The following is a 21,554-nucleotide window of genomic DNA, read 5'->3' on the forward strand; positions in this document are numbered from 1 at the left end:
ACGGCGGACGGATGCACGATCTGGTGCGCCGGTTGTACCCACTCTGCCGGAGTATCACCGGCGACGGGGTTCGCCGGACGTTGGACATCGTGTCCGAACAGATTCCACTGCGGGTACACGAGGTGCCGACCGGGACCCCCGTCCTGGACTGGACCGTGCCGCGGGAATGGAACATCCGGGACGCCTACATCGCCGACGGCGCGGGAAACCGGGTGGTGGATTTCGCCGAGTCCAGTCTGCACGTCGTCAGCTACAGCGTGCCGGTCTCGGCGACCATGACGCTGCAGCAGCTCCGGCCGCACCTGCACACCCTGCCGGAACATCCCTCGTGGATCCCCTACCGGACGAGTTACTACGCGCCGGACTGGGGATTCTGCCTCGCGCAGAACACGTTGGACGCCATGCCGGAAGGGGACTACGACGTCCACATCGACTCCACACTGGCCGAAGGGCTGCTGACCTACGGCGAGTACGTCGTGCCAGGACAGGTCGCCGACGAGGTCATCGTTTCCTGCCATGTATGCCACCCCTCGCTGGCCAACGACAACCTCGCCGGCATCGCGGTCGCGACGGCGCTGGCCACGGGTCTGTCCTACCAATCCCCGTACTACACATACCGATTCCTGTTCATCCCCGGAACCATCGGATCCATCACCTGGCTGGCGCGCAACTTCGAGCACGTGGCGAGGATCCGGCACGGACTGGTGCTGGCCTGCGCTGGCGATCGTGGCGCGCTTACCTACAAGCAGAGCAGGCGCGGGGACGCGGAGATCGACCGCGTGCTGCGCCATCTGCTGCACTCAAGCGGTCGTCCGCACGAGATCGTGGAGTTCTCGCCGTACGGCTACGACGAGCGGCAGTTCTGCTCGCCTGGGTTCGACCTCGGCGTCGGTTCCCTGACCCGCACCCCACACGCCGGCTATCCGGAGTACCACACTTCGGCCGACAACCCGGACTTCGTCTCGGCCGAAGCCATGGCGGACACGCTGGCGACCTGTAGCGAAGCGTTCTCCATATTGGACCGTAATCGGACGTATGTGAACTTGAGCCCGTACGGGGAACCGCAACTGGGCAGGCGGGGACTGTACGACTCCCTGGGCGGGCGTAGCGATGCGAAACAGGCTCAGCTGGCGATGCTCTGGGTACTCAACCTCTCCGACGGCGAGCACAGCCTGCTCGATATCGCCGAACGCGCCGCGATGCCGTTCGATGCCGTGGCCGCTGCGGCGGACGCACTACACGAAGCCGGGCTGCTCAAAGGTGCGGAAGGGACATGAGCGAGGGGCATCAGCCGGAGACCGGCAACTCCGGCCCGCGAACAAAACGGACCGGGCGGCATCGCGTCGTCGCGCCGCCGGGCGCTAAGCGGGCGGTCGCGGGTCGGATCAGCTGGGGCCTCGCGGATCAGGCCGTGTCCAGTATGACCAACTTCGCCGTCGGCATCTACGTGGCGCGCACCCTCGGTGTCACAGAGTTCGGTATCTTCACGCTCGCCTGGGTGACCTACGGCCTGGTGCTCAACATCTCCCGTGGTCTCACGACCGACCCACTCGTCGTCCGCTTCAGCGGCGTCTCCGCTGCCTCCTGGCGCGCCGGAGTGGCCAGGTCCTCCGGGACGGCGTCGCTCATCGGTCTCGTGTCCGGTGCGGTGAGTGTGGTCCTGGGGCTGCTCATCGGCGGCGGGATCGGCGCTGCGTTCGTCGCGCTCGGTCTGGTGTTCCCCATGCTGCTGTTGCAGGACAGCTGGCGGTTCGCCTTCTTCGCGGCGGGACAGGGGCGCAAGGCCTTCGTCAATGACCTGGTGTGGGGCGCGGCGCTGATTCCCGCACTGGTGATCGCCGCCCAGCACGGGAGTGTCTTCTGGTTCGTGGTGGCCTGGGGCATCTCCGGTGGTGTCGCCGCCGGGTTCGGCTACTTCCAGACCGGTGTGATCCCTTCGATGGCGGCGGCCGGTGCGTGGCTGCGGCAGCAGCGAGACCTCGGTCCGCGCTACCTCATGGAGAACGTCAGCAACAGTGGTGCCTCCCAGCTACGGATGTACGGGCTCGGCGCGATCGCGGGCCTCAGCGAGGTCGGGGCGATCCGTGGCGCGGAACTGTTGCTGGGACCGTTCCTCGCGGTGCTGATGGGCCTCAGTCTGGTCGCGGTCCCAGAGGCCGCGCGAATACTGCGGCGGGCACCACACAGGTTGCCGAGGTTCTGCCTCCTCCTCGGTGGCAGCCAGGCCGCTGCCGCACTCGTGTGGGGCTGCACCCTGTTGCTGATTCCGGACTCGGCAGGCGAGTTCGTGCTGGACTCGGTCTGGGAGCCCGCTTCCACACTGATCCTGCCGGTCACACTGTCCGTCACCGGTGCGGGACTCGTCGCGGGGGCGGCCTCCGGACTGCGCGCACTGGGCGCCGCACGGCGCAGCCTGCGCTCCCAGCTGATCGCGTCTTCGGGCTACCTCGCGGGCGGACTCGCCGGGGCGAGTGTGGCGGGCGCTCTCGGCGCGAGCTGGGGCTCCGCGACCGCCATCTGGTGCGGCGCCGCGATCTGGTGGTGCCAGCTCAGGATCGCGCACCGCGAGCACGAGACCGCCACAACCGACCGGTTCGAAAGAACCGACGAACGTACGGCGCAGGCCGGCCGCGACGAGATGAGGACACCATGACCGACGTCCCGAGACTGAGTATCGGACTCCCCGTCTACAACGGAGCGGAGTATCTGTCCGAGGCGCTCGATGCCTTGCTCGGCCAGAGCTTCCAGGATTTCGAGCTGATCATCTCCGACAACGCGTCCTTCGACGAGACCGAGAACATCTGCCGGCGATACGCGGACCAGGACTCCCGGATCCGCTACATCCGACTGCCCAAAAACATCGGGGCGTCACCGAATCACAATCTCGTCTTCACCGAGGCGAGGGGGGAGTACTTCAAATGGGCCTCCCACGATGATCTCTACGGCCGGGAACTGCTGCGGCGCTGTGTCGAGATACTCGACGCGGATCCGCAGGTGGTGCTCGCCCATTCCTGGAACGCCGTCATCGACAGCACCGGCGCGGTCATCGAGCCGTTCGACTACAGCATGGCAACGGACTCGCCCCACGCGCCGGAACGGTTCCGCGGCCTGCTGTTCGCACCGGGCGGAGACGATTTCTACGGAGTGATCCGCGCGAACATACTGCGCCGCGTCGCCCCACTCGACAGCTACCACCACGCCGACCGGACGATCGTCGCCGAGATCGCGCTGCACGGCCGGTTCCAGCAGGTCCCAGAACTGCTGTACTTCCGCCGCGATCACCCCACCCGTGCCGAGCGCGCGAACCCGACCAAACGCAGCCGGTGCGCGAACCTCGATCCGCGCCGTGCTGATCCGGTCCGGCATCCCACCGTCCGGCTGCTCGGCGAGTACGTGTTCGGATTCGCCCGCATGATCCGGCGCGCGCCGCTCACCTCGGCGCAGCGCCGGGAGTGCTACCTGTACCTGGCGCAGTGGTTGCTGAGCCGGGCCGTGCCCTGGCGCGAGAAGAACGCGGTGCCCGAGCCGGTTCCCCCGGTCGAGCTCGACACGCTGTCGGGCACCGTCGACGCTGTCGTCCCCGGCAGGCACGGGCGAACTCCGTGAACGGCCGGCGCATCGGCCTGTTCGGCCTGTTCGGTTCGGGCAACCTCGGCAACGACGGTTCGCTCGAGGCGGTGCTCACCTATCTGCGCCGGGAGTACCCGGACGCGGTTCTCGACTGCCTCTGCCCGGAGCCAGGGGAGGTGACCCGCCGGTTCGGGATCGCGTCGACTCCGCTGCACTGGTACGACTCACGGGCTCCGAAGGCCGGCGGAGTCTCGCACGCGGGTCTGAAGGTCCTCGGCAAGGTGTTCGATCTGGTGCGCACACTGCGCTGGACGCGGCAGCACGACGTCGTGATCGTGCCGGGCATGGGCGTGCTGGAAACGACCCTGCCGTTGCGGCCGTGGGGGTTCCCCTACGCCCTGTTCCTGTTGTGCGCATCCGGCAAGCTCGTCGGTACCAAGGTCGCTCTCGTCAACGTCGGGGCCAACGTCATCTCCCAGCGGCTCACCCGGTGGTTGTCCACCTCGTCCGCGCGCCTGGCCCACTACCGTTCGTTCCGCGACGAACTGTCCCGGCAGTCGATGCGTGAGATGGGTGTGGACACGTCGCGGGACGTGGTCTACCCCGATCTGGTGTACGCGCTCGACACCCCCGATGCTGCGCCCTCCAGGAGCGGAACGATCGGTGTCGGCGTGATGGACTTCCACGGCGGCAACGACGAACGGGAGAGCGCCGGGGAGATCCACTCGGCCTACGTCGGCGCGATGACGCGATTCGTGCACCGATTACTGGACGCGGGCCACGGGGTCAGGCTGTTCACCGGCGACCGGGTCGACGAGGTCGTCGTGGCGGAGATCCTGGCCGACGTGCGACGCGGCAGGTCTGAAACGGACCGTTCCCGGGTGGTCGCGGAACCGGTGGACTCGCTCGCGGAACTGATGCGGCAGATGACATTGGTGGACATCGTGGTCGGTACCCGCTACCACAACGTGGTCTGCGCCGTGAAACTCGGAAAGCCGACGATCTCGGTCAGCTACTCGGCGAAGAGTGACCAGATCCTGATCGACATGGGCCTTGGCGAGTTCTGTCAGTCCGCACGAGCGGTCGACGTCGAACTGCTGATGAAACAGGTCGGTGTGCTGGCGAAGCAGGGAGAGCAGCTGCGGTGCGCGATGCTGGAGCTCGGCACGGAGTACTCCAGTGAACTCGAGCGGCAGTTCCGGAAACTGTCCGATGTGCTCTTTCCCGTAGCCGAGGCCGCCGAGATCGAGGAGCCGCGATGAAGCTCACCAGGGTTCCGGCGATCGCCGGTGCCTGTCTCTTCGAGCCCACGCCACACGTCGACGAACGGGGTTTCTTCTCCCGCACCCTGGACCGAGACGTGCTGCGATCGGCCGGGATCGACCCGGACGGTTTCGTGCAGGACTCGTTGTCCCGGTCGGCCCTCGGCGTGCTGCGCGGTATGCACCTGCGGACGGGCACGGGTGAGGCGAAACTGGTGCGTTGTTCGGCGGGTGAGGTGTTCGACGCCGTGGTCGATCTGCGGCCGGGCTCGCCGACCTACCGCAACAAGGAGTACTTCGAACTGTCCGGGCGGACCCAGATCACGCTCTACGTCCCCGCGGGCTGTGCGCACGGATTCCAGGCGCTGACCGACCCCGCCGATGTGTCGTACCGGATCGACAGGGCACACGATCCGGCCGAGGACGTCACGATCTCGTGGGCCGATCCCGAGCTCGCCATTCCGTGGCCACTGCCCGTGGCGATGATGTCGGAGCGGGACAGGCAGGCGCCCTCGCTCGCCGAGGTGCTGGACCGGCTACACGACCGCGCCGAGGCGCCGTCATGACCACGCCGAGCCCACCGCTGCCCCGCTCGGCGGAGGCGAACGCCCGCCTGCACGCTCTGATCCCGGGCGGCGCACACACCTATGCCAAGGGGGATGACCAGTACCCGGAGGGTATGGCACCGGTCATCTCCCACGGCCACGGCGCGTACGTATGGGACGTCGACGGCAATTCCTATATCGAGTACGGCTCGGGTTTGCGTTCGGTCAGCCTCGGCCACGCCCATCCGAAAGTGCTCGAAGCCGTGCGCCGCGAACTCGGCCGTGGGGCGAACTTCGTCCGGCCGAGCATTCTGGAACTCGAGGCAGCGGAACGGTTTCTGGCGACGGTGCCGACCGCGGAGATGGTGAAGTTCGCCAAGAACGGCTCGGACGTCACCACCGCCGCCGTCCGGCTCGCCCGAGCCGTGACCGGCCGCCCGCTGGTGGCGATCTGCGGCGATCAACCGTTCTTCTCCACCGACGACTGGTTCATCGGTACCACCGCGATGTCCGCGGGTGTTCCCGAGCCGATCACACAGCTGACTCGCACGTTCCCCTACGGCGATCTGGCCGCCACAGAGGCCTTGCTGCGCGAGCACGACGGACAGGTGGCGTGCCTGATGCTGGAGGCCGCTGGCCAGCAGGAGCCACCCCCTGGTTACCTGGCCGGCCTGCGGCAGCTCGCCGACCGCTTCGGCTGCATGCTGATCTTCGACGAGATGATCACCGGCTTTCGCTGGTCCCCGGCGGGCGCCCAGGGGCTGTACGGGGTAGTGCCTGATCTGTCGGCGTTCGGAAAGGCACTCGGTAACGGATTCGCGGTCTCGGCCCTGGCAGGCCGGCGGGATCTGCTGGAGCAGGGCGGTCTGCGGGACTCCCGTGAGCGGGTGTTCCTGCTTTCCACGACCCACGGTGCGGAGACCCATTCGCTGGCCGCTGCCATGGCCGTGATGCGGACCTATGTGGAGGAAGACGTCACCGCGCGTCTGCACGCCCTCGGCGAGCGGCTGGCCAAAGGCGTCAGAGAGGTCGCAGACGCGATGGGAGTCGGCGGACACGTCCTCGTCCGCGGTCGCGCGAGCAACCTGGTCTTCGACACCCTGGACGGCGATCTCCGGCCGTCACAGGAGTACCGGACGCTCTTCCTGCGTCAGCTCATCGCGGGCGGCGTACTCGGCCCGTCCTTCGTCGTCAGCAGCGCGCTGACCGAGGAGGACATCGACCGGACGGTGGACGTCGTCGGGCAGGCGTGTGCGGTCTACCGTAAAGCACTGGATGCGGGGGATCCGTTGGCATTGACCGGAGGCAGGCCGGTCCGGCCGGTTTTCCGCCGCTTCGCGTGACAGCTGCTTTTCAACGCTTTCGGGTGACGTCGAGAAGCGGGACCACTGCGTAAATTGTCCAGAATGGCCAGACGATGTGTCGCCTTCCTGCTCGCCCTCTGCGTCGCGCACACAACGGTGCTCCCGGTGTGGGCGAGCACCGCGGACGGGCCCGGCCCGACCGCGGCCTGTGACAACCAGCCCACCAACCACGTAGCCCCGCCGGAAGGTGCCGTGACCGTCCGGCCCGAGGTGGACAACGACCTCCAAGCCAGGACTTCGGCCAGTCCCCCGGGGACCGCGTTCTGGCTCGCTCCCGGGAAGCACACCCTGGGCGAGGACGAGTTCGGCCAGGTCATTCCCAAGGAGGGCAACGTCTATCTCGGGGCTCCCGGCGCGGTGCTGGACGGCCGAGGGCTCAATCGCTTCGCCTTCACCCAACGCGCCGAGAACGTGGTCATCGACGGCCTCACGATCCAGGGGTTCGTCGCACCACAGGACCAGGGCGTGGTCAACCACGACTCCGGTGACGGCTGGGTGATCGAGAACAGCACGATCCAGCACAACCGTGGCGCGGCCCTGATGGCCGGCGCAGGTCAGGTGATGCGGCACAACTGCCTGCGCGAGAACGGCCAGTACGGCATCAATGCTTACCAGGCGGGAGACCGGATCTCCGGGATCGTCGTCGAGGCCAACGAGATCGTCGGCAACAACACCGACGACTGGGAGACGAAGGTGCCCGGCTGCGGCTGCAGTGGCGCCATGAAGTTCTGGGCCGTCGACGGTGCCGACATCAGAAACAACTGGGTCCACCACAATCACGGTGCCGGGCTGTGGGCCGACACCAACAACAACGACTTTCTGGTGGAAGGCAATCTGTTCGAGGACAACGAGGCCGAGGCGGTCTTCTACGAGATCAGCTACAACCTCGTACTGCGGGACAACACTTTCCGCCGCAACACTCTCGTGCAGGGCAAGAGGTTCGCCGAGCGCGGCGACAACTTCCCGGTCGCGACCGTCTACCTGTCGGAGGCGGGCGGAGAGCCCCGGGTGCCCGCCCGCACCGATCGGATCGAGATTCACGGCAACGTCTTCGAGGACAACTGGGCAGGCATCACCCTGTGGGAGAACGCGGACCGTTTTTGCAACAGTCCGGCCAATACCTCATCCGGCTACTGCACGAAACTGGTGGGCGCCAAGGAGGAATGCACAAGGCCGGATATCACTTCCGCCCCCTTGTACGACGACTGCCGGTGGAAGACCCGGAGGGTGGACATCCAGGACAACACCTTCCGGTTCGACCCCGCCAACGTCGGCTGTGCCGGTGAACTGTGCGGACGCATGGCGGTGTTGTCCAACTACGGCACCTATCCCGACTGGTCTCCCTACCAAGGGCATGGGGTGGCGGAGGCGATCACGTTCGGCCAGGACAACCGCTGGCACGGAAACTCCTATTCGGGGCCGTGGCGGTTCCTCGCCCACGACACGTCGAGAGCGCTGACCGTCGAGCAGTGGCGGGCGGCGCCCTACGAGCAGGACACGTGCAGTTCGTTCAGTGGTGCGGCACCGGCCTGTTGAGCCGTTGCCGGTACCGATCGAGCACCCTGTCGAGCACCAGCGCCGTCAGCGTGGTGACCGCCAGTGCTGTGCAGTAACCACCGATGGTGTCGGTGGGGTAATGGACGCCCAGCGCGACCTGCGACCACGCCATCTCCGCGCCCGCCACCACCGTTCCCGCGAACATCAGCGCGATCGCGGGAGCCAGGGGGATCCCGAACACCTGGACTACGAGGAGCAGGAAGACGACCGCCAGCGCGGTGGCCATCGCGGTGTGCCCGCTCGGGTACGACAGGTGCTCACCGTTGATCGTGCGGCCGAACACGGGTTTGAGCAGCGTGGTCGTGAGCACTGTCAGCGCGGGACCCGCCAGCGCGAGCACGGCGAGCCGAAAGCGGTGCAGCGTGAGGCAGAGGGCGGCAAGGACGGTCACGAGGATCGCCGCGCCGACCGGCTCGCCGCCGAAGTCGACGAACACCGCCAGCGCCAGAGCTGGCTCGGCTGGATCACCGGCGGCCGCCATGAGGGACCGATCCAGACCGCCGGGGGTGCTGTCTCCTGAGTAGTACGACCCCAGCGAAACCAGCAGCAGCGCGGCAAGTGCGGTCAGCGCGACGAGCGGTACGCGCAGGGGAGGGAGAAGGGCGGGCGGCGCGCACCCGCGGCCGACGGCGAGGCTGATCACGAGACGTTCACCTCTTCCGAATCGGTACGCGCCCCGGTTTCGTTTCGGTGTAGGCGGCTGTTCGGCGTAACGCGGGCACTGCGGGCGAATTCATCTGCAAGCAGCGGGAGAAGAGGACACGGGACCATGCACCTGCGATCCGCCGACATCTCCGCACGCACGATCGGTGGCGAGACGATCGTGCTGAACCTGACGACGTCGCGCTACTTCACCATCACCGGAGTGGGCACGAGGGTTTTCGAACTGCTCGCCGAGGACGTCACGCTGGACGAGATCGTCGAGACCATCTCCGGGGAGTACGAGGTCGAACCGGAGACGGCCCGGCGAGACATCGAGCTCTTTCTCGATCGGCTCCGCGATGCCGAACTCCTGCGCTGACCGGGCGCCACGCTTGTCCCTGCGCGGGCGTGTCCGGCTCGCGCTCGAGTTGCTCCGTGCCATCCCCGCGATGCTGGTGATCGAGATCAGCCTGCGTACCGGTGACCTGCCGACGACGTGCCGGAGGCTGCGGGTCGGTTGTGATCTGGCGAGCGCCGAACCCGCTGCCGGACGCAGGGCCGTCCTGCCACGACGGACACGTCCAGCCGTGCGTGCGGCCTGTCTGGTCGTGTCCCACTGGCCCGCGGGCGACACCTGCCTGCGCCGTTGCCTGCTGATCGGGCACCGGCTGCACCGGCTGGAGCCGGTGCTGCGTATCGGCGTGCGCCGCGATGCCGCAGGACGGTTCTCGGCTCACTCCTGGCTGGAGATCGACGGTGCGACCCTCGACCCCGCCGCCTCGGCGTACGCGGCGCTCGGATCGGCAGGGCGGTGAGCTTCCACTATCGCGGGTACGGTCTCGCCATCACCAGTGACACCGAGCTTCCGAGCTTCCGCTGTCCCCGGCACCGCCGTGGTCCTCCCCGGATTTCGTGTTGCGATGCGGCGAGGACACCGCCGTGCCCGCGCAGCGTCCCGATGGCGAGCTGCTGGCCACCGTGGACCGCGGCGACGGCAGTGTCTTCTATGTGCTCGTACGGCAGGACAGCCGGACGATTCTGCGGTACCCGGGCGCTACGAGAGAACTGGCTCTCCGGCTTCCCGCACGCGCCGTCGATGGCGTTGCTGCAGCAGGCCTGGCTGGCCTCGGACAGGACGGTCCGGAGCGCCTGAACTGCCAACTCGGGCCCCGGAAATGCGAAGTCGGGCCCGGGAACTGCAAACTCGGGCCCCGGAACTGCAAAGTCGGGCACGGGGACTGCGAAGTCAGTTTCGGCCTTTTCGGGCTTCGCGGAGTGCGAAGCGGAAGCGGGACAGCGCCGAGGTGTGCCTGCCCATGGTGTACTCCCTGTCTGGCAGGGCCAGGGCCCGTAGGTAGGCCGCTTTGGCGCGCAGGGTCGGGAGTGCGGGCACCGTCGCGAGTGCTTGCGCGGCGAAGGTCTTCTGCGCGTGGGTGTGCAGGGCCAGCCTGCCCTCCTCCTGCCGGTTCGGTACGTACGCCCGCGCCCAGTCGATGACCGTGCGGGCGGAGCCCACATCGCTGGAAGCGACGCCGAGCAGCCGGACGGCATCGGCGACAGCGGCGGCGACCACCGCCGCGACGCCCCAGCGTTCCGCCGTCCGGATCAGGGCGGTTGCTTCGGTGTCGGTGCGGGGCAGCAGTTGCGTGACGTCGCGAAGTGAACCCAGCCGCAGCGGCCAGTCGCCCAGCGCCGCGTGGTAACACGCGTGCAGGAACCGGTGCGGACGCGACAGTGCGGTCAAATCCCGGCCGCCGAGCTCGAACGTCTCACCCGCCTGCCACAACTCGTCCAGGTCGACGAGTACACCCCAGGGGCCGAGTACGAATGTCCGGTGTAGATCCAGCTCGTACCCCTTCGCGTTGCGCAGCGTGGTCCCCTTGTCGAACCGCCGATCGAAGCCAGGCCGGGGTTGCGCGAGGGTGCGGGCGAAACCCGCTTCGGTCAGCACGGCGACCGCATGGTCGAAGTCGCCGGCGCGAACGAGGACGTCGAGGTCGATGAACGACCGCAGGGCCGGTTGCGGGTAGTCCAGATGCGCGAAGGAACTGCCTTTGAGCACCTTGTACTCGATACCGGCCGAGGTCAGCAGATCAACGACGCCGATCAGTTCGGCTTCCAGGGACAGCACCCGCAATAGGACGCAACGGTGTGCGTTGCGCGCCTGCTCGGCCTGCTCCGCGTTGACCGGCAGCGCCCCCGCACCGGCAGCGGCCCGCAACTGGCCGAGCACGCGATGGGGTTCGGGCGGACTCCAGCAGCCCGGCCCAGGCGCATTCGTCCAGTGGCCGCGCCGGGAACGGCCGAACGACGTGTGGGAGCGGGTACCCGGCCACCGCGAGGAGCGCGGCGGGGTAGTTGTCCTCACCACACAGTCTGCGTGCCACGGCCGTCCGCCTCTCTCCCGGTGCTCGCCGCGAACTCGCCGATCGCGGCCTCGTAGCCCGCGATCAGCCTGCGCAGCCCGACGGCCGGGGTGAACCCCGCCTCGTACCGCCGTCTGGCCGCGGCGCCCAGCTCACGTGCGGCCGCTGGATCGGCGAGCACCCGGTGCAGGCAGCCGGCCAGGGCCTCGGCATCCCCTGGCTGGTGCAACATCCCGGTCCGGCCGTCCGCCACCAGTTCCGCGAACGACCCGTGTTCGGCCGCGATGGCCGGAACACCGGCCGCCATCGCCTCCACGACAACGAGGCCGAAGGTCTCCAGCCACATGGACGGTGCCACGATCGCCACTGCCCGAGCCGTCAGATCGCGGCACTGGGCCTGGTCCCGCAGGCCCAGATACCGGACGTCGTCGCGACCTTCGGCCCATCGCCGCACCTCGTCCCGCAGCGGACCGGTACCTGCCAGCACGAGCGGTACCCGAGGCGCGGCCCGGGTGCACAACGCGTCCCAGGCGCTCATCAGCAACCGCAGGCCCTTCTCCTCGGTGAGCCTGCCGAGATAGAGCACGTGCTCCCCGGGGCCCGCGGACACCGGGCCCGGATCGGGGACGAAGTTGTGCTTCACCGTCAGCCGGTGAGCAGGCATCCCCGCCTGAACGAGGATCCGGCGCTGGGCTTCGGAAATACAGAAGAACCGGGCCACATCGGACCACCAGCGTCTGCGGTTGAGCGCCATGCCGATCGCCAGCGGGACGGTGGCGGGACGAGAACCCCGATAGCAGCCGTTGCGGACCGATGGCAGTGGCGAGCCGCCGACGCAGTCGGTGCACACCCTGCCGTCGCGGTACAGCGTTCCCGGCGCACAGACCATCGTGTAGTTGTGCAGCGTGGCGACGGCGGGCACGCCCGCGTCGGAGCAGGCCGCAAGCACCGATGGCGACAACAGCGGGAACGTGTTGTGAATGTGCACGACGTCGGGCCGTCGTTCCCGCAGCACCGAGGTGAGTTCGGCGCGCACCGCGGGGTTCCACGGGACGCGCAGGGGCACCGTCGCCTTTCGAAACAGGGACATGGCGGCGATGTCGTCACTGCGCCGCTCGAACGACTCGACGTGTTGCCCGGCCTCGGCCAGCAACGCGGTCTCCTGGTCGACGACATTGTTCTCACCACTCGGCTGTTCCGAGCGGTATCTGTTGTGCACCACCAGGATGCGCAGCGGCCGATCACTCATTTCAGCACCGGTTCCTTCGGCAGAGGTCGTGCCAGCAGGGCGCAGGCGACGGCGAGGTGCAGCAGGTACGGCGAGGCGTCGCCGAGCCCGGCCTCGGTGTAGGAAGTGGCGAGGCAGTAGACGATCAGAAAGATCGCGCAGGACCTGGAGACCGAGGGCGGGCGCAGCGCCGCGACGACGACGAGGGTCACGAGAAGGGTCACCAGGATCGCGATCCCCGCGTAGCCCTGCTCGTGGTAGACCGCGAGCCAACTGCTGTCGATCGGCAGTCCGTCGAACGACTTGTCCGTCAGGCCGACCCCGAACAGATACTCGTTCGTCGTCCTGGGCGCGGCGAGCAGGGCGTCCCAGACCTTCGCCCTGCCGGTGAGGTTCGTGAAGTTCTCCTCGGTCTGGCCGCGCTGGAACCAGGCCTGCAGGGCGGGACCGGCGGCCACCGCGAGCATACCGGTGGCCGCGACGGCGAGGGCGAACACTCGGCGGGCGCGGCTGCTGGTCAGTGCGAGGGAGAGACCACCGGCCAGCAGGGCCGCGAGAAGACCGACGGTGGCGGTGCGGGTGTGGCTGAGCAGGAGCATGCCTACGGCCGGAATCGCGATCAGTGCCGTGCTGCGGCCATCGGCGCGCCTGCCGAGCCACAGCAACAGCGTGAGGCCTGCGGTGACGGCGGCGTACTGCCCCACCTGCGGAGCCGTCAGCGGCCACAGCGCGCCGACGAGCCGTCCGCCATAACTGTCCGGAAAGGCCAGTCCAGGGGAGATGAGTGCGCCGAGTCCAACCGAGAGCAGCACCACGCCGAGCACCCGGATGTGCTGGCGTACGAAGGTGAGCGAGCCGTCCCACCACCGCGTGAGCAGCCACAGTGTGGCGATGAACAAGGCGAAGCGGGCGCAGCGGAACAGTGCGCCGAAGCCGGACTCGAGGCTCACGCTGGCGAGCACGCTCACCAGTAGCAGCAGGGTGAGCAGGAGCAGGTAGGCGCTCGGCCGCACCCGCAGCCGTGGGTTGAGCAACACGGCCAGAGCGAACGCGAGCACCAGCGCGCCCATGGTGAGCACCTGGATGACCAGGCGCGGGATCTCCACCACCGTCACGGCGCCGGTGGAACCGAGGGTGTTCAGCACCAGCAGCGCCCAGATCAGCCCGACCTGCCGGGGTGTGCCCTTCAGTTCGTCCTGGGGCGCGCCGGTGCGCATACCCCGCTTTGTGCCGATCTCGTTACCGGCCATCTCAGCCACCCCCGACCGTGGTGAACGTGCTGCCCTGGTCCTGCCGGTAGGGCGGTGTCTGCCACTGCTCCGGTTCGAGCACCTCACTGGTGTCGTTGGGCATGAACGTCCACGGCCCGGCATAGGTGTTGTCGTGCCATACGTTGTCCTGCTCGAACGTGATCGCCTGCTGGACCGTCTCCTCCACATAGGGCGACCAGTCCGGGTAGGTGCCGAAGTTCGCCAGCAAAGCCATCCGGCCGCAACTGGAGGTGCAGCCCACGACGGCCGGGTCGACGGCGAAATGGTTGCCGTGGATCTGCACGCGCTGGGTTTTCCACCTGCAGTCGTCGTACAGCGGTCGCGTGTCGATTCCTGGCGTGGAGCATTTCGCCGGATCGTCGACGAGCAGGGTGCAGCTGCCACTGGAGGTGTTGGCCGGGCTGTTGCAGAATCGGTCGGCGTTCTCCCAGAGGGTGATGCCGGACCAGTTGTCCTCGAGCAGGTTGCCGGTTATCTCGATCCGGTCGGTGCGGGCCGGTATCCGGGGTTCGCCGCCCGACTCGGACAGGTAGATCGTCGCTGCGGGGAAACTGTCCCCCCGCTCGGCGAACGCCCGGCCCTCCACCCAGTTGTTGCGGCGCAGTGTGTTGTCCCGGATCACCGCGTTGTAGCTGGTCTCGTAGAAGATCGCGGTGCTGTCGTTGTCCTCGATGAGGTTGCCGGTGATCAGGAAGTCATTGTTGTTCGTGTCGGCCCACAGGCCGGCTCCGCGATTGTCGTGCACCCAGTTGCCGACCACGTCGGCGCCGTTCACCGCCCAGAACTTGATTCCGCCCGTGCAGCCACAACCCTCTATCCGCCGCTCCCAGTCCTCCGTGTTGTTCCCGACGATCTCGTTGCCCCGCACCACCAGATCCGTGATGGTGTTGCCCGCCTTGTAGGCGTTCATGCCGTACTGGCCGTTCTCCCGCAGGCAGTTGGCGAGGACTCGCTGACGGGCGCCCGCCATCAGCCCGGCGCCGCTGTTGTGCTGGATCGTGTTGTGTTCGATCGTCCAGCCGTCGGCCGAGTCGTGGTTGACCACGCCCTCGTTGTGCGGCGCGACGAAGCCCTGGACCGTGAGGTGGCGGATCGTGACGTCGGCGGCCTCACCGGAGAAGGCGTACTGGTTGACCTTCCTGCCGTCGAGGACGGCGCCGGGCGCACCGATGTAGGTGTTGCCCCGCTTGGGCAGGACCTGCGAGAAGCGGCCTTCGCCGAGGAAGTGGCTGCCCGCGGCGAGCCAGAAGGTCGTGCCTTCGGGATTCGCCTTCGTCTTGGCGACGAGATCGCCAGGTATGGCGGGATCCACTCGCACCGCGCCCTCCGGTGCTTGCGCCGGCGACGCCCGCTGCGCCGAGCAAGCGGCGGATTTTTCGGCCGGTGCGGGGGGATCGGGCGTCTGCTCGGTGGCCGAGCAGGCCGTTGTCAGCAGCAGGGACAGGACGCCGAACGCCACCAGCCCTCGGGCTGGTCTCGGTTGGCCGATGCGCATGGCGATCGTCTCTTCTCGGAGCGGACGGCTACTGCTGGAAGCGCAGTACGGTGGTCAGGGGGCAGGCCTCCGCCCGGCTGATCCGGCCGGTGCCGAGCAGGGTGAAGGTGGGCTCCTTACGGCCGAAGCCGGGCGAGTACCAACCGAGCGGCGGGTTCGTCTCGCCTCGGTGTGCCGACCACGAAAGCGTCCTCGGCAGTTCCAGCACGGCGCCCTCCCCGCCGCCCCAGTTCAGCTGTGCGACATTCGCCGACAACTCCATCTCGACCCGTGGACCGAGGTGGAACGCGAGCCTGCACTCTCGCCCGCCTGCCCTGACCTCGTCGAGGATGCGCAACTCACGCTCGGCGTGATCGAACTCGACTGTGCGGCGGTGGATCGTGGGGTGACGCCTGCGCGAGTACCCGTTGTGCTGTGCGCGCCAGCGGGCGAGCCACTGCTCCGAGCCCCGCACCGTATGCGCCGGAGGCACCGTTTCCGCCGTCAGCACACGGCTGCGGGCGTGCCGCGTCCACAGGAAGGGACCGCCCGATGTGGACTGATCCCGCCCTGCGAGCTCCAGGGTGTTGTGGCCGACGGTGGAGCGAAAGTACGACCGCCACTTGGGTTCACCGTGATAGCAGTACGTTCCGGGATCGGCGAGGATGTCCACGCCGTCGTGGCGCACCTCGACCGACAGCGCGTCGGCGTGTGCGTGTGCGGCGATCGAAAGGAACCCGTGCGGGCCGCCATCGCAGCGGCACCAGATCTCGCCGAGCGGATCGGTGCTGGGTGTGCGCAGGATCGTCAGTCCGGCGTCGGAGAAATGGTCGGGCCTGCGGGCGGGCCGGTTCGCTCCCAGGTCCGCGGGTAGTGCGTGGGTGAGCCCGGCCAGTAGCGTCGTGCGCACGTCGGAGCCCTGCGCCGCGGGCCACCAGCGCAATGGTCCGAAAAGGACCCCGCCGGTGGCCACCAGAGACGCCCAGCGTTCGGTGCCCTTACCGTCCAGGACCAGGCCGTGGCCGTCGTCGGCGTCGCCCTGTCGTGGCGGCTTCAGCCGCGCGTCGAGGACGGCGGCGAGCGCATCGGTCATCCGTAGCAGCACTGACCAGGTGGACTCCGGAACCTCGACGCCCGCCGCCTTCGCCTCCACGGCAGCCGCGATTCCCAGTTCGAGCACAAGTCCGTGGTACTCGGTCGCGAGCTCCCGGTTGAGCCCGGACTCGAACGTGTTGTGCCTTAGCTGCGCGTCCAGCAGCCGCAGTGCGGTTGTACGCCACCGCGCCGATTCCGGGTACCAGTCGAAGGCACAGGCGGCAGCGAGCTGTCCCGCGGCCTCCGCGATCACATGATTGTTGGCCGAGGAACCCCGGCTGGGGAAGTCGGCGAGCCAGCGCTGGTGCTGCCGGATCTGGTGCAGGGCCTCAGGATTCTCCTCGAACAGGCCCGGGGCGCCGGACCAGCCGTCGAGCAGCCTGCGCACCCAGACCCAGGAGAGCAACCGGATTCCCAGCTCGATCCCACTGACCCAGTGCACCCCGCGCAGCGGCGGGTTCGCCGCCCACCACGATTTGAGATGGTCGGCCACCCGCTCGGCGAACCGGGCGTCCCCGGTGTGGGCGTAAGCCGCGGCGAGGACTGTGAGGTGCTGATGGCGTGATGGTTCCCAGATCTGCTTGATGTCGCCAACCGCCTCCTCGTCCCGGTACGGGATGTCGAAGGTGCAGGCGTCGGTGGGCGCCCGCCTGCCGGTGCGCGGGTCGAACGACCAGTCCGGGGCGAGCAGATCGTCCCTGACCACACCGAAGTACTCGGCCCGCCCGTCCATCAGCTCCTCCGCCGTGGCGAGCAGGCGGGCGGCCGATTCGGGAGCGACCCCGGCGATCACCCCCGGTTCCAGGACGGCGTTGAACTCCCGGTTCTCCCGCCAGGGCTGACCCGCCAACGCCGGTGCGTCCATCGTGCGCCGCCACCGGCGCCTGCGCAGGACGTCGACCGCGCGGCCTGCGACCTCACTGGGGCCCATCCGGGACAGCCGCCGCAGGTACCAGCCGGGCGACATCATCTCGGTGTCCCGCTGCTCACGAGTGCGGTCGCGGTGCGCGTGGTGCCGGTCGGGGTGTCGAGGCGTACGGGCACGCCGGTGGCCAGACTCGTTCGCACCGCGAGTGTGGCGAGTGTGGTCCTGACCAGTGACGCCACCGGGACGGGCATCGGCGCCCCGGTTCGCACCGCGTCCACGAACGCGTCGAGTTCCGCGCGCTGTCCCTTGTCCCTTCCCCGCGGCAGTTTCGGCGCGCTCGAGCGCTTCCGGACGAAGAACGAGGCACGCTGGAAGTCGTCGAACCGCAGCACCTTGCCGTCGGCGATGACATCCAGGGTCTCCTTGGGGAAACTGGCGGAACCTCTGGTGGTGTAGGTGATCGTCGCGGTGGACCCGTCGGGGTAGTGCAGCATGACTTGCAGGTCCTCGTGGGTGGCCGTGGCCAAGGCGAACACCGAAACCGGGTCCTCGTCGAGCAGCCAGCTGACGGTATCGATGAAGTGGCCGCCCTCGCCAGCGAACCGGGACCCCTCGGTGTCCTGTCTGCCGTACCAGCTGCCCTGCTCCAGCCGTCCCGCGTTGACCAGGTAGCGGACCGTCGCGGGACCGATTCGCCTGCCGAAGCGCCCCTTCGCCTTACCCAGCAGTGGCGCGAAGCGGCGGTTGAAACCGACCTGCAGCCGGTCGTTTCCGGACTCCTCGATCGCGGCCAGCACACCGTCCATTTCGGACGCGGTCAGCGCGAGTGGCTTCTCGACGAATACGGCCTTGCCCGCCAGCAGCGCGCGTCGCGTCAGCTCCGCATGCGAACTGTGCCTCGTCACGACAAAGACGGCGTCCACGGCGGGATCATCGAGTACGGCGTCGACATCGGTTGAAGCCGTGGTGAAGCCGAACTTGCGCTGGGCGTTGGCCGCGGACAGGGCAGATGTCGTCACGACCTGGCTCAACTCGACATCCTCGCGCTCGGCCAGATGTGGCAGCAGCATCGAAGAGGCGTAATTGCCCGCTCCGACGAACGCGACCCGCACCGGCGAGCTCTTCGGCCGTGCTGCGGGCAGTCCGTTGCCGTACCCGAGGACCGGCAGCCGGGTGGGTGCGGCGCTCGCCGGTTCCGCCGACGCGACTCCACTCGGGTAGTCGAACAGCACGGCGACGGCCTTCAGTTCGCCGTCGTTGAGCTGCCGGTAGGTCTCGACGGCGTCGGCGAAGTCCGCCACATGCGAGATCAGCGGCTCGATCTCGACCCGTCCGGTGGCGACGAGGTCGAGGAAGCATTCGAGGTTGCGCCGCTCGGTCCAGCGGACGTAACCGATCGGGTAATCCCGGCCGTCCAGTTCGTACTCCGCGTCATAGCGGCCGGGGCCGTAGGAGCGGGAGAAGCGGACGTCCAGTTCCTTTTCGTAGTACGCGTTCCATGGAAGGTTGAGGGTGCACTTGCCGATGTCCACCACCCGGCCCCGGTCCCGGCTCAACCGCGCGGCCAGTTCGACCGGCTCGTTGGTGTTGCCACCCGCGGCCAGGTACACCTGATCGACGCCGTGGCCGCCGGACAGTTCGCCGACGGCGGCGTCCACCACCGCCGAACCGGGGGCGGCGCAGACCAGCGCTCCGAGCCGCTCGGCCAGTGCGCAACGGTCCGGGTCGGGATCCACACCCACCACACGCACACCCGCCGCGGACAGCAGCTGCACCACCAACTGACCGATCAGCCCGAGGCCGATGACCAGCGCCAGTTCGCCGAGCTGCGGCTCACCGCGCCGGACACCCTGCATCGCGATCGCGCCGACCGTGCCGAACGCGGCGTGGCGCGGGTCGACCCCGTCGGGCACGCGGGAGTACAGGTTGCGGGGTACCCAGTTGAGCTCGGCGTGCAATGCGTGCTCGTTGCCCGCGCAGGCCACCATCTCGCCCACCGCGACGTCCGCGCCAGGACCTGCCTGCTCCACCACGCCGCATAACGAGTAGCCGAGCGGGGTGTAGGAATCCAGCTTGTTGTTCACCTTGCGATAGGTGGCAGCAAGGCCGTTGCCCGCCACGCTCTGCATGACCTTGGCGACCTGATCCGGCCGGGCTCGCGCCTTGCCGAGCATGGACATGCTCGCCTCGGAGACCTTCATCATCTCGGTCCCGGTGGAGATCAGCGAGAAGTCGGTGCGCACCAGCACCCCGCCTGGTTTGCACGCGGGTTCAGGGACGTCGACGAGGGTCAGCTCGCCACTCTTGTAGTTCTGCACGACCTGCTTCACTGCTGCTCCTCGTAGTTCCCTGTCTCGCGCTTTCCCGGGAAAGCGTGCACTACACTCGGGGATTCGCCCGCGCCGGCGGCCATGGCACCGCGGTACCAGTACTCCAGGGTCAGGATGTGCCAGAGATGTTTCGACCTGTCCTGCATGCCCGCGGCGTCCTCGGCGACCAGCTTCTCCAGCGCCTCGCGGCGCAGAAAGCCGGAGTTCACCAGTGCCCCGTCGTGGATGACCTCCCGCACGAGTGGTGCGAGGTCGCGGCTCATCCAGGCCCGTAGCGGAGCGCTGAAGAGACCCTTCGGCCGGTGCACGATCTCGTCGGGCAGAACCCCGGACGCCGCCTGTTTCAGCGCGACCTTTCCCTTGCGGCCCACGATCTTGCGGTTGCCCGGAATCGCGAACGCGGCCCTGACGACATCGACATCGACGAACGGCACCCGCACCTCGGTCGAGGCGGCCATACTCGCCCGATCGGTATAGGCGAGGTTCAGCCCGGGCAGGAACATCCGGCTGTCGGCCAGGCACATCCGGTTCACGGCATCGGTAAGTGTGTTGTCGTGGTAGGTGTCGGCATGCTCGGTCAGCACATCGTCGACGGCTCCGGCCAGATCGGGATTCAGCAGTTCGAGCAGCTCCGGCCGGTCGTACATCGTGTAGCTACGCCGAAACGCCGTCTCCTCGGGCAGTTCGGCGAAGGAGAGGAAACGCTTGGCGAATCGAACAGATCGGTAGCCCCTGCGGGCGGTCGCGACCGGTAGCCGGTCGACCATCGCGGCCACCGGGCGCCGCACCAGGCCGGGCAGGCGCTGGTAGCGCACGCCGAGCAGGTTCGCCAGATGCTTGCGATACCCCGCGAACAGCTCGTCGGCCCCCATCCCGGACAGCAGCACCTTGACGCCGGCCTCCCGCGCCGCCGTGCAGATGAGGAATGTGTTGATCGCGGCGGGATCGCCGATCGGTTCGTCCAGGTGGTACGTCATCCGGGGCAGCAGATCCAGCACCTGCGGCGCGATCTCGATCTCGTGCAGGTCGATACCGAACCGGGCGGCCACCTGCCGTGCGTGGCGCAGGTCGTCGGGCATCGCCTCGAACTTGGCGTCCTCCGCCCGGAATCCGATCGTGTAGGCGGAGATACCGGGCTGGTGCTGTGCGGCGAGGGCGGTCAGGTAGCTGGAGTCCAGGCCACCGGACAGGAAGGTCGCGACCGGCACGTCGGAGAGCAGGTGCCGTCGCGTCGATTCGGCGACGATCGCCGCCAGGTCCGGCTGTGCCGCCGGGTCCCGCGCGGCCGCCGCACCCTCGTTCGCGACGTCGCGCAGCGAGAAGTACTGCCGCTGCTCGGTCCGTCCGTCCGGGCGCAGGCGCAACCAGGTCCCCGGCGGAAGCTTCTCCGCCTCCCGGAAGGAGCAGCGACTGTCCGGAACCCAGTAGTAGAGCAGGGAGGCCACCATCGCCGTCTCGTCCAGCCGCATCGAGCCGCCCAGCTCACCGGCCAGTGCCTTGAGTTCCGAGGAGAAGACGAGCCCGCCGCCACGCCGGAGCAGGAACAGGGGTTTGATACCGAGCTGATCGCGCGCCAGCACCAGTTCCCCGGTGCGTTCGTCGAATACGGCGAACGCGAACATGCCGCGCAGACGGGGCAGGCAGTCGGTGCCCCAGCGCCGCCACGCGGCCAGCAGGACCTCGGTGTCGGACCTGCCGCGGAAGCGCACACCCGCGCCCTCGAGTTCGGCGCGCAGCTCCGGCGCGTTGTAGAGCTCGCCGTTGTAGGTCAGCGCCAGACCGTCGGCGACCATCGGCTGTGCGCCTGCCGCCGACAGGTCGATGATCGACAGTCGCCGGTGGCCGAGGTTGACCTCACCGTTGCCCGCACGATGGGAGTAGCGACCGGTGCCGTCCGGGCCACGGTGCGCGAGGATCTTGGTGAGCCGGTCGGTGAGCGCGCCCCCGTCCGGCCACAAGTAGGTGCCTGCGATGCCGCACAT

Annotated in this window: 17 protein-coding genes; 9 read left to right on the forward strand and 8 right to left on the reverse strand. The window is 68.3% G+C overall.

Annotated elements, in window-relative coordinates:
- The first annotated feature begins 11 nt into the window (after positions 1-11).
- The 7 genes from D0C15_RS06855 to D0C15_RS06885 all read left to right on the forward strand — a co-directional run bounded on the left by D0C15_RS06855 (position 12) and on the right by D0C15_RS06885 (position 8,277).
- Entirely contained in the window at positions 12-1,277 is a 1,266-nt protein-coding gene (locus D0C15_RS06855) for a DUF4910 domain-containing protein (protein WP_245975607.1), read from the forward strand.
- Positions 1,274-2,653, forward strand: coding sequence for an MATE family efflux transporter (locus tag D0C15_RS06860; RefSeq protein ID WP_425455364.1), 1,380 nt, complete (start codon positions 1,274-1,276; stop codon positions 2,651-2,653). Before D0C15_RS06855 ends, D0C15_RS06860 begins: the two co-directional genes overlap by 4 nt.
- Positions 2,650-3,606: a glycosyltransferase family 2 protein gene (locus D0C15_RS06865; RefSeq protein WP_116041803.1), complete on the forward strand. Its 957-nt coding sequence runs from the start codon at positions 2,650-2,652 to the stop codon at positions 3,604-3,606. Before D0C15_RS06860 ends, D0C15_RS06865 begins: the two co-directional genes overlap by 4 nt.
- Entirely contained in the window at positions 3,603-4,832 is a 1,230-nt protein-coding gene (locus D0C15_RS06870) for a polysaccharide pyruvyl transferase family protein (RefSeq protein ID WP_116041804.1), read from the forward strand. Before D0C15_RS06865 ends, D0C15_RS06870 begins: the two co-directional genes overlap by 4 nt.
- A complete protein-coding gene (locus D0C15_RS06875; RefSeq protein ID WP_116041805.1) occupies positions 4,829-5,398 on the forward strand; it encodes a dTDP-4-dehydrorhamnose 3,5-epimerase family protein in 570 nt (189 codons plus the stop codon). The genes D0C15_RS06870 and D0C15_RS06875 overlap by 4 nt, the downstream gene beginning before the upstream one ends.
- Positions 5,395-6,720, forward strand: coding sequence for a glutamate-1-semialdehyde 2,1-aminomutase (locus tag D0C15_RS06880; protein ID WP_116041806.1), 1,326 nt, complete (start codon positions 5,395-5,397; stop codon positions 6,718-6,720). The genes D0C15_RS06875 and D0C15_RS06880 overlap by 4 nt, the downstream gene beginning before the upstream one ends.
- Positions 6,721-6,783: 63 nt before the next feature.
- Positions 6,784-8,277 (forward strand): right-handed parallel beta-helix repeat-containing protein, encoded by a 1,494-nt coding sequence (locus D0C15_RS06885; protein ID WP_116041807.1) that lies wholly within the window; start codon positions 6,784-6,786, stop codon positions 8,275-8,277.
- Here D0C15_RS06885 and D0C15_RS06890 read toward each other — a convergent pair.
- Positions 8,252-8,941 (reverse strand): phosphatase PAP2 family protein, encoded by a 690-nt coding sequence (locus D0C15_RS06890; RefSeq protein WP_245975608.1) that lies wholly within the window; start codon positions 8,939-8,941, stop codon positions 8,252-8,254. The two genes, D0C15_RS06885 and D0C15_RS06890, sit on opposite strands and share 26 nt — an antisense overlap.
- A 126-nt stretch (positions 8,942-9,067) precedes the next feature.
- On the opposite strand from D0C15_RS06890, the gene D0C15_RS06895 reads away from it, so the two are divergent.
- Together D0C15_RS06895 and D0C15_RS06900 are read left to right on the forward strand one after the other, a co-directional pair.
- Positions 9,068-9,319, forward strand: coding sequence for a PqqD family protein (locus D0C15_RS06895; RefSeq protein ID WP_116041808.1), 252 nt, complete (start codon positions 9,068-9,070; stop codon positions 9,317-9,319).
- Positions 9,300-9,755 carry a lasso peptide biosynthesis B2 protein gene (locus tag D0C15_RS06900; RefSeq protein WP_245975609.1) on the forward strand — a complete coding sequence of 152 codons (456 nt, stop codon included), beginning with the start codon at positions 9,300-9,302 and terminating at the stop codon, positions 9,753-9,755. Before D0C15_RS06895 ends, D0C15_RS06900 begins: the two co-directional genes overlap by 20 nt.
- 431 nt (positions 9,756-10,186) lie before the next feature.
- Here the strand turns inward: D0C15_RS06900 and D0C15_RS06905 are convergent, their stop codons facing one another.
- The 7 genes from D0C15_RS06905 to asnB form a co-directional block, all read right to left on the reverse strand.
- On the reverse strand, positions 10,187-11,173 hold the full coding sequence (locus D0C15_RS06905; protein WP_162829928.1) for a nucleotidyltransferase family protein: 987 nt from the start codon (positions 11,171-11,173) through the stop codon (positions 10,187-10,189).
- Between the two features lie 131 nt (positions 11,174-11,304).
- Positions 11,305-12,540 carry a glycosyltransferase gene (locus tag D0C15_RS06910; protein WP_116041855.1) on the reverse strand — a complete coding sequence of 412 codons (1,236 nt, stop codon included), beginning with the start codon at positions 12,538-12,540 and terminating at the stop codon, positions 11,305-11,307.
- An 11-nt stretch (positions 12,541-12,551) separates the two neighbouring features.
- Complete coding sequence (locus D0C15_RS06915) at positions 12,552-13,784, reverse strand: O-antigen ligase family protein (protein ID WP_116041810.1); 1,233 nt, start codon at positions 13,782-13,784, stop codon at positions 12,552-12,554.
- Between the two features lies 1 nt (position 13,785).
- Entirely contained in the window at positions 13,786-15,300 is a 1,515-nt protein-coding gene (locus D0C15_RS06920) for a right-handed parallel beta-helix repeat-containing protein (protein ID WP_116041811.1), read from the reverse strand.
- A gap of 28 nt (positions 15,301-15,328) precedes the next feature.
- Positions 15,329-17,341: an alginate lyase family protein gene (locus D0C15_RS06925; RefSeq protein ID WP_116041812.1), complete on the reverse strand. Its 2,013-nt coding sequence runs from the start codon at positions 17,339-17,341 to the stop codon at positions 15,329-15,331.
- Entirely contained in the window at positions 17,341-19,572 is a 2,232-nt protein-coding gene (locus tag D0C15_RS06930) for a bi-domain-containing oxidoreductase (protein WP_116041813.1), read from the reverse strand. The genes D0C15_RS06925 and D0C15_RS06930 overlap by 1 nt, the downstream gene beginning before the upstream one ends.
- Positions 19,569-21,554, reverse strand: coding sequence for an asparagine synthase (glutamine-hydrolyzing) (asnB, locus tag D0C15_RS06935; protein WP_116041814.1), 1,986 nt, complete (start codon positions 21,552-21,554; stop codon positions 19,569-19,571). The genes D0C15_RS06930 and asnB overlap by 4 nt, the downstream gene beginning before the upstream one ends.

This window comes from Amycolatopsis palatopharyngis, from assembly GCF_003385185.1.
In the GTDB taxonomy this organism is placed as follows: Bacteria; Actinomycetota; Actinomycetes; order Mycobacteriales; family Pseudonocardiaceae; genus Amycolatopsis; species Amycolatopsis palatopharyngis.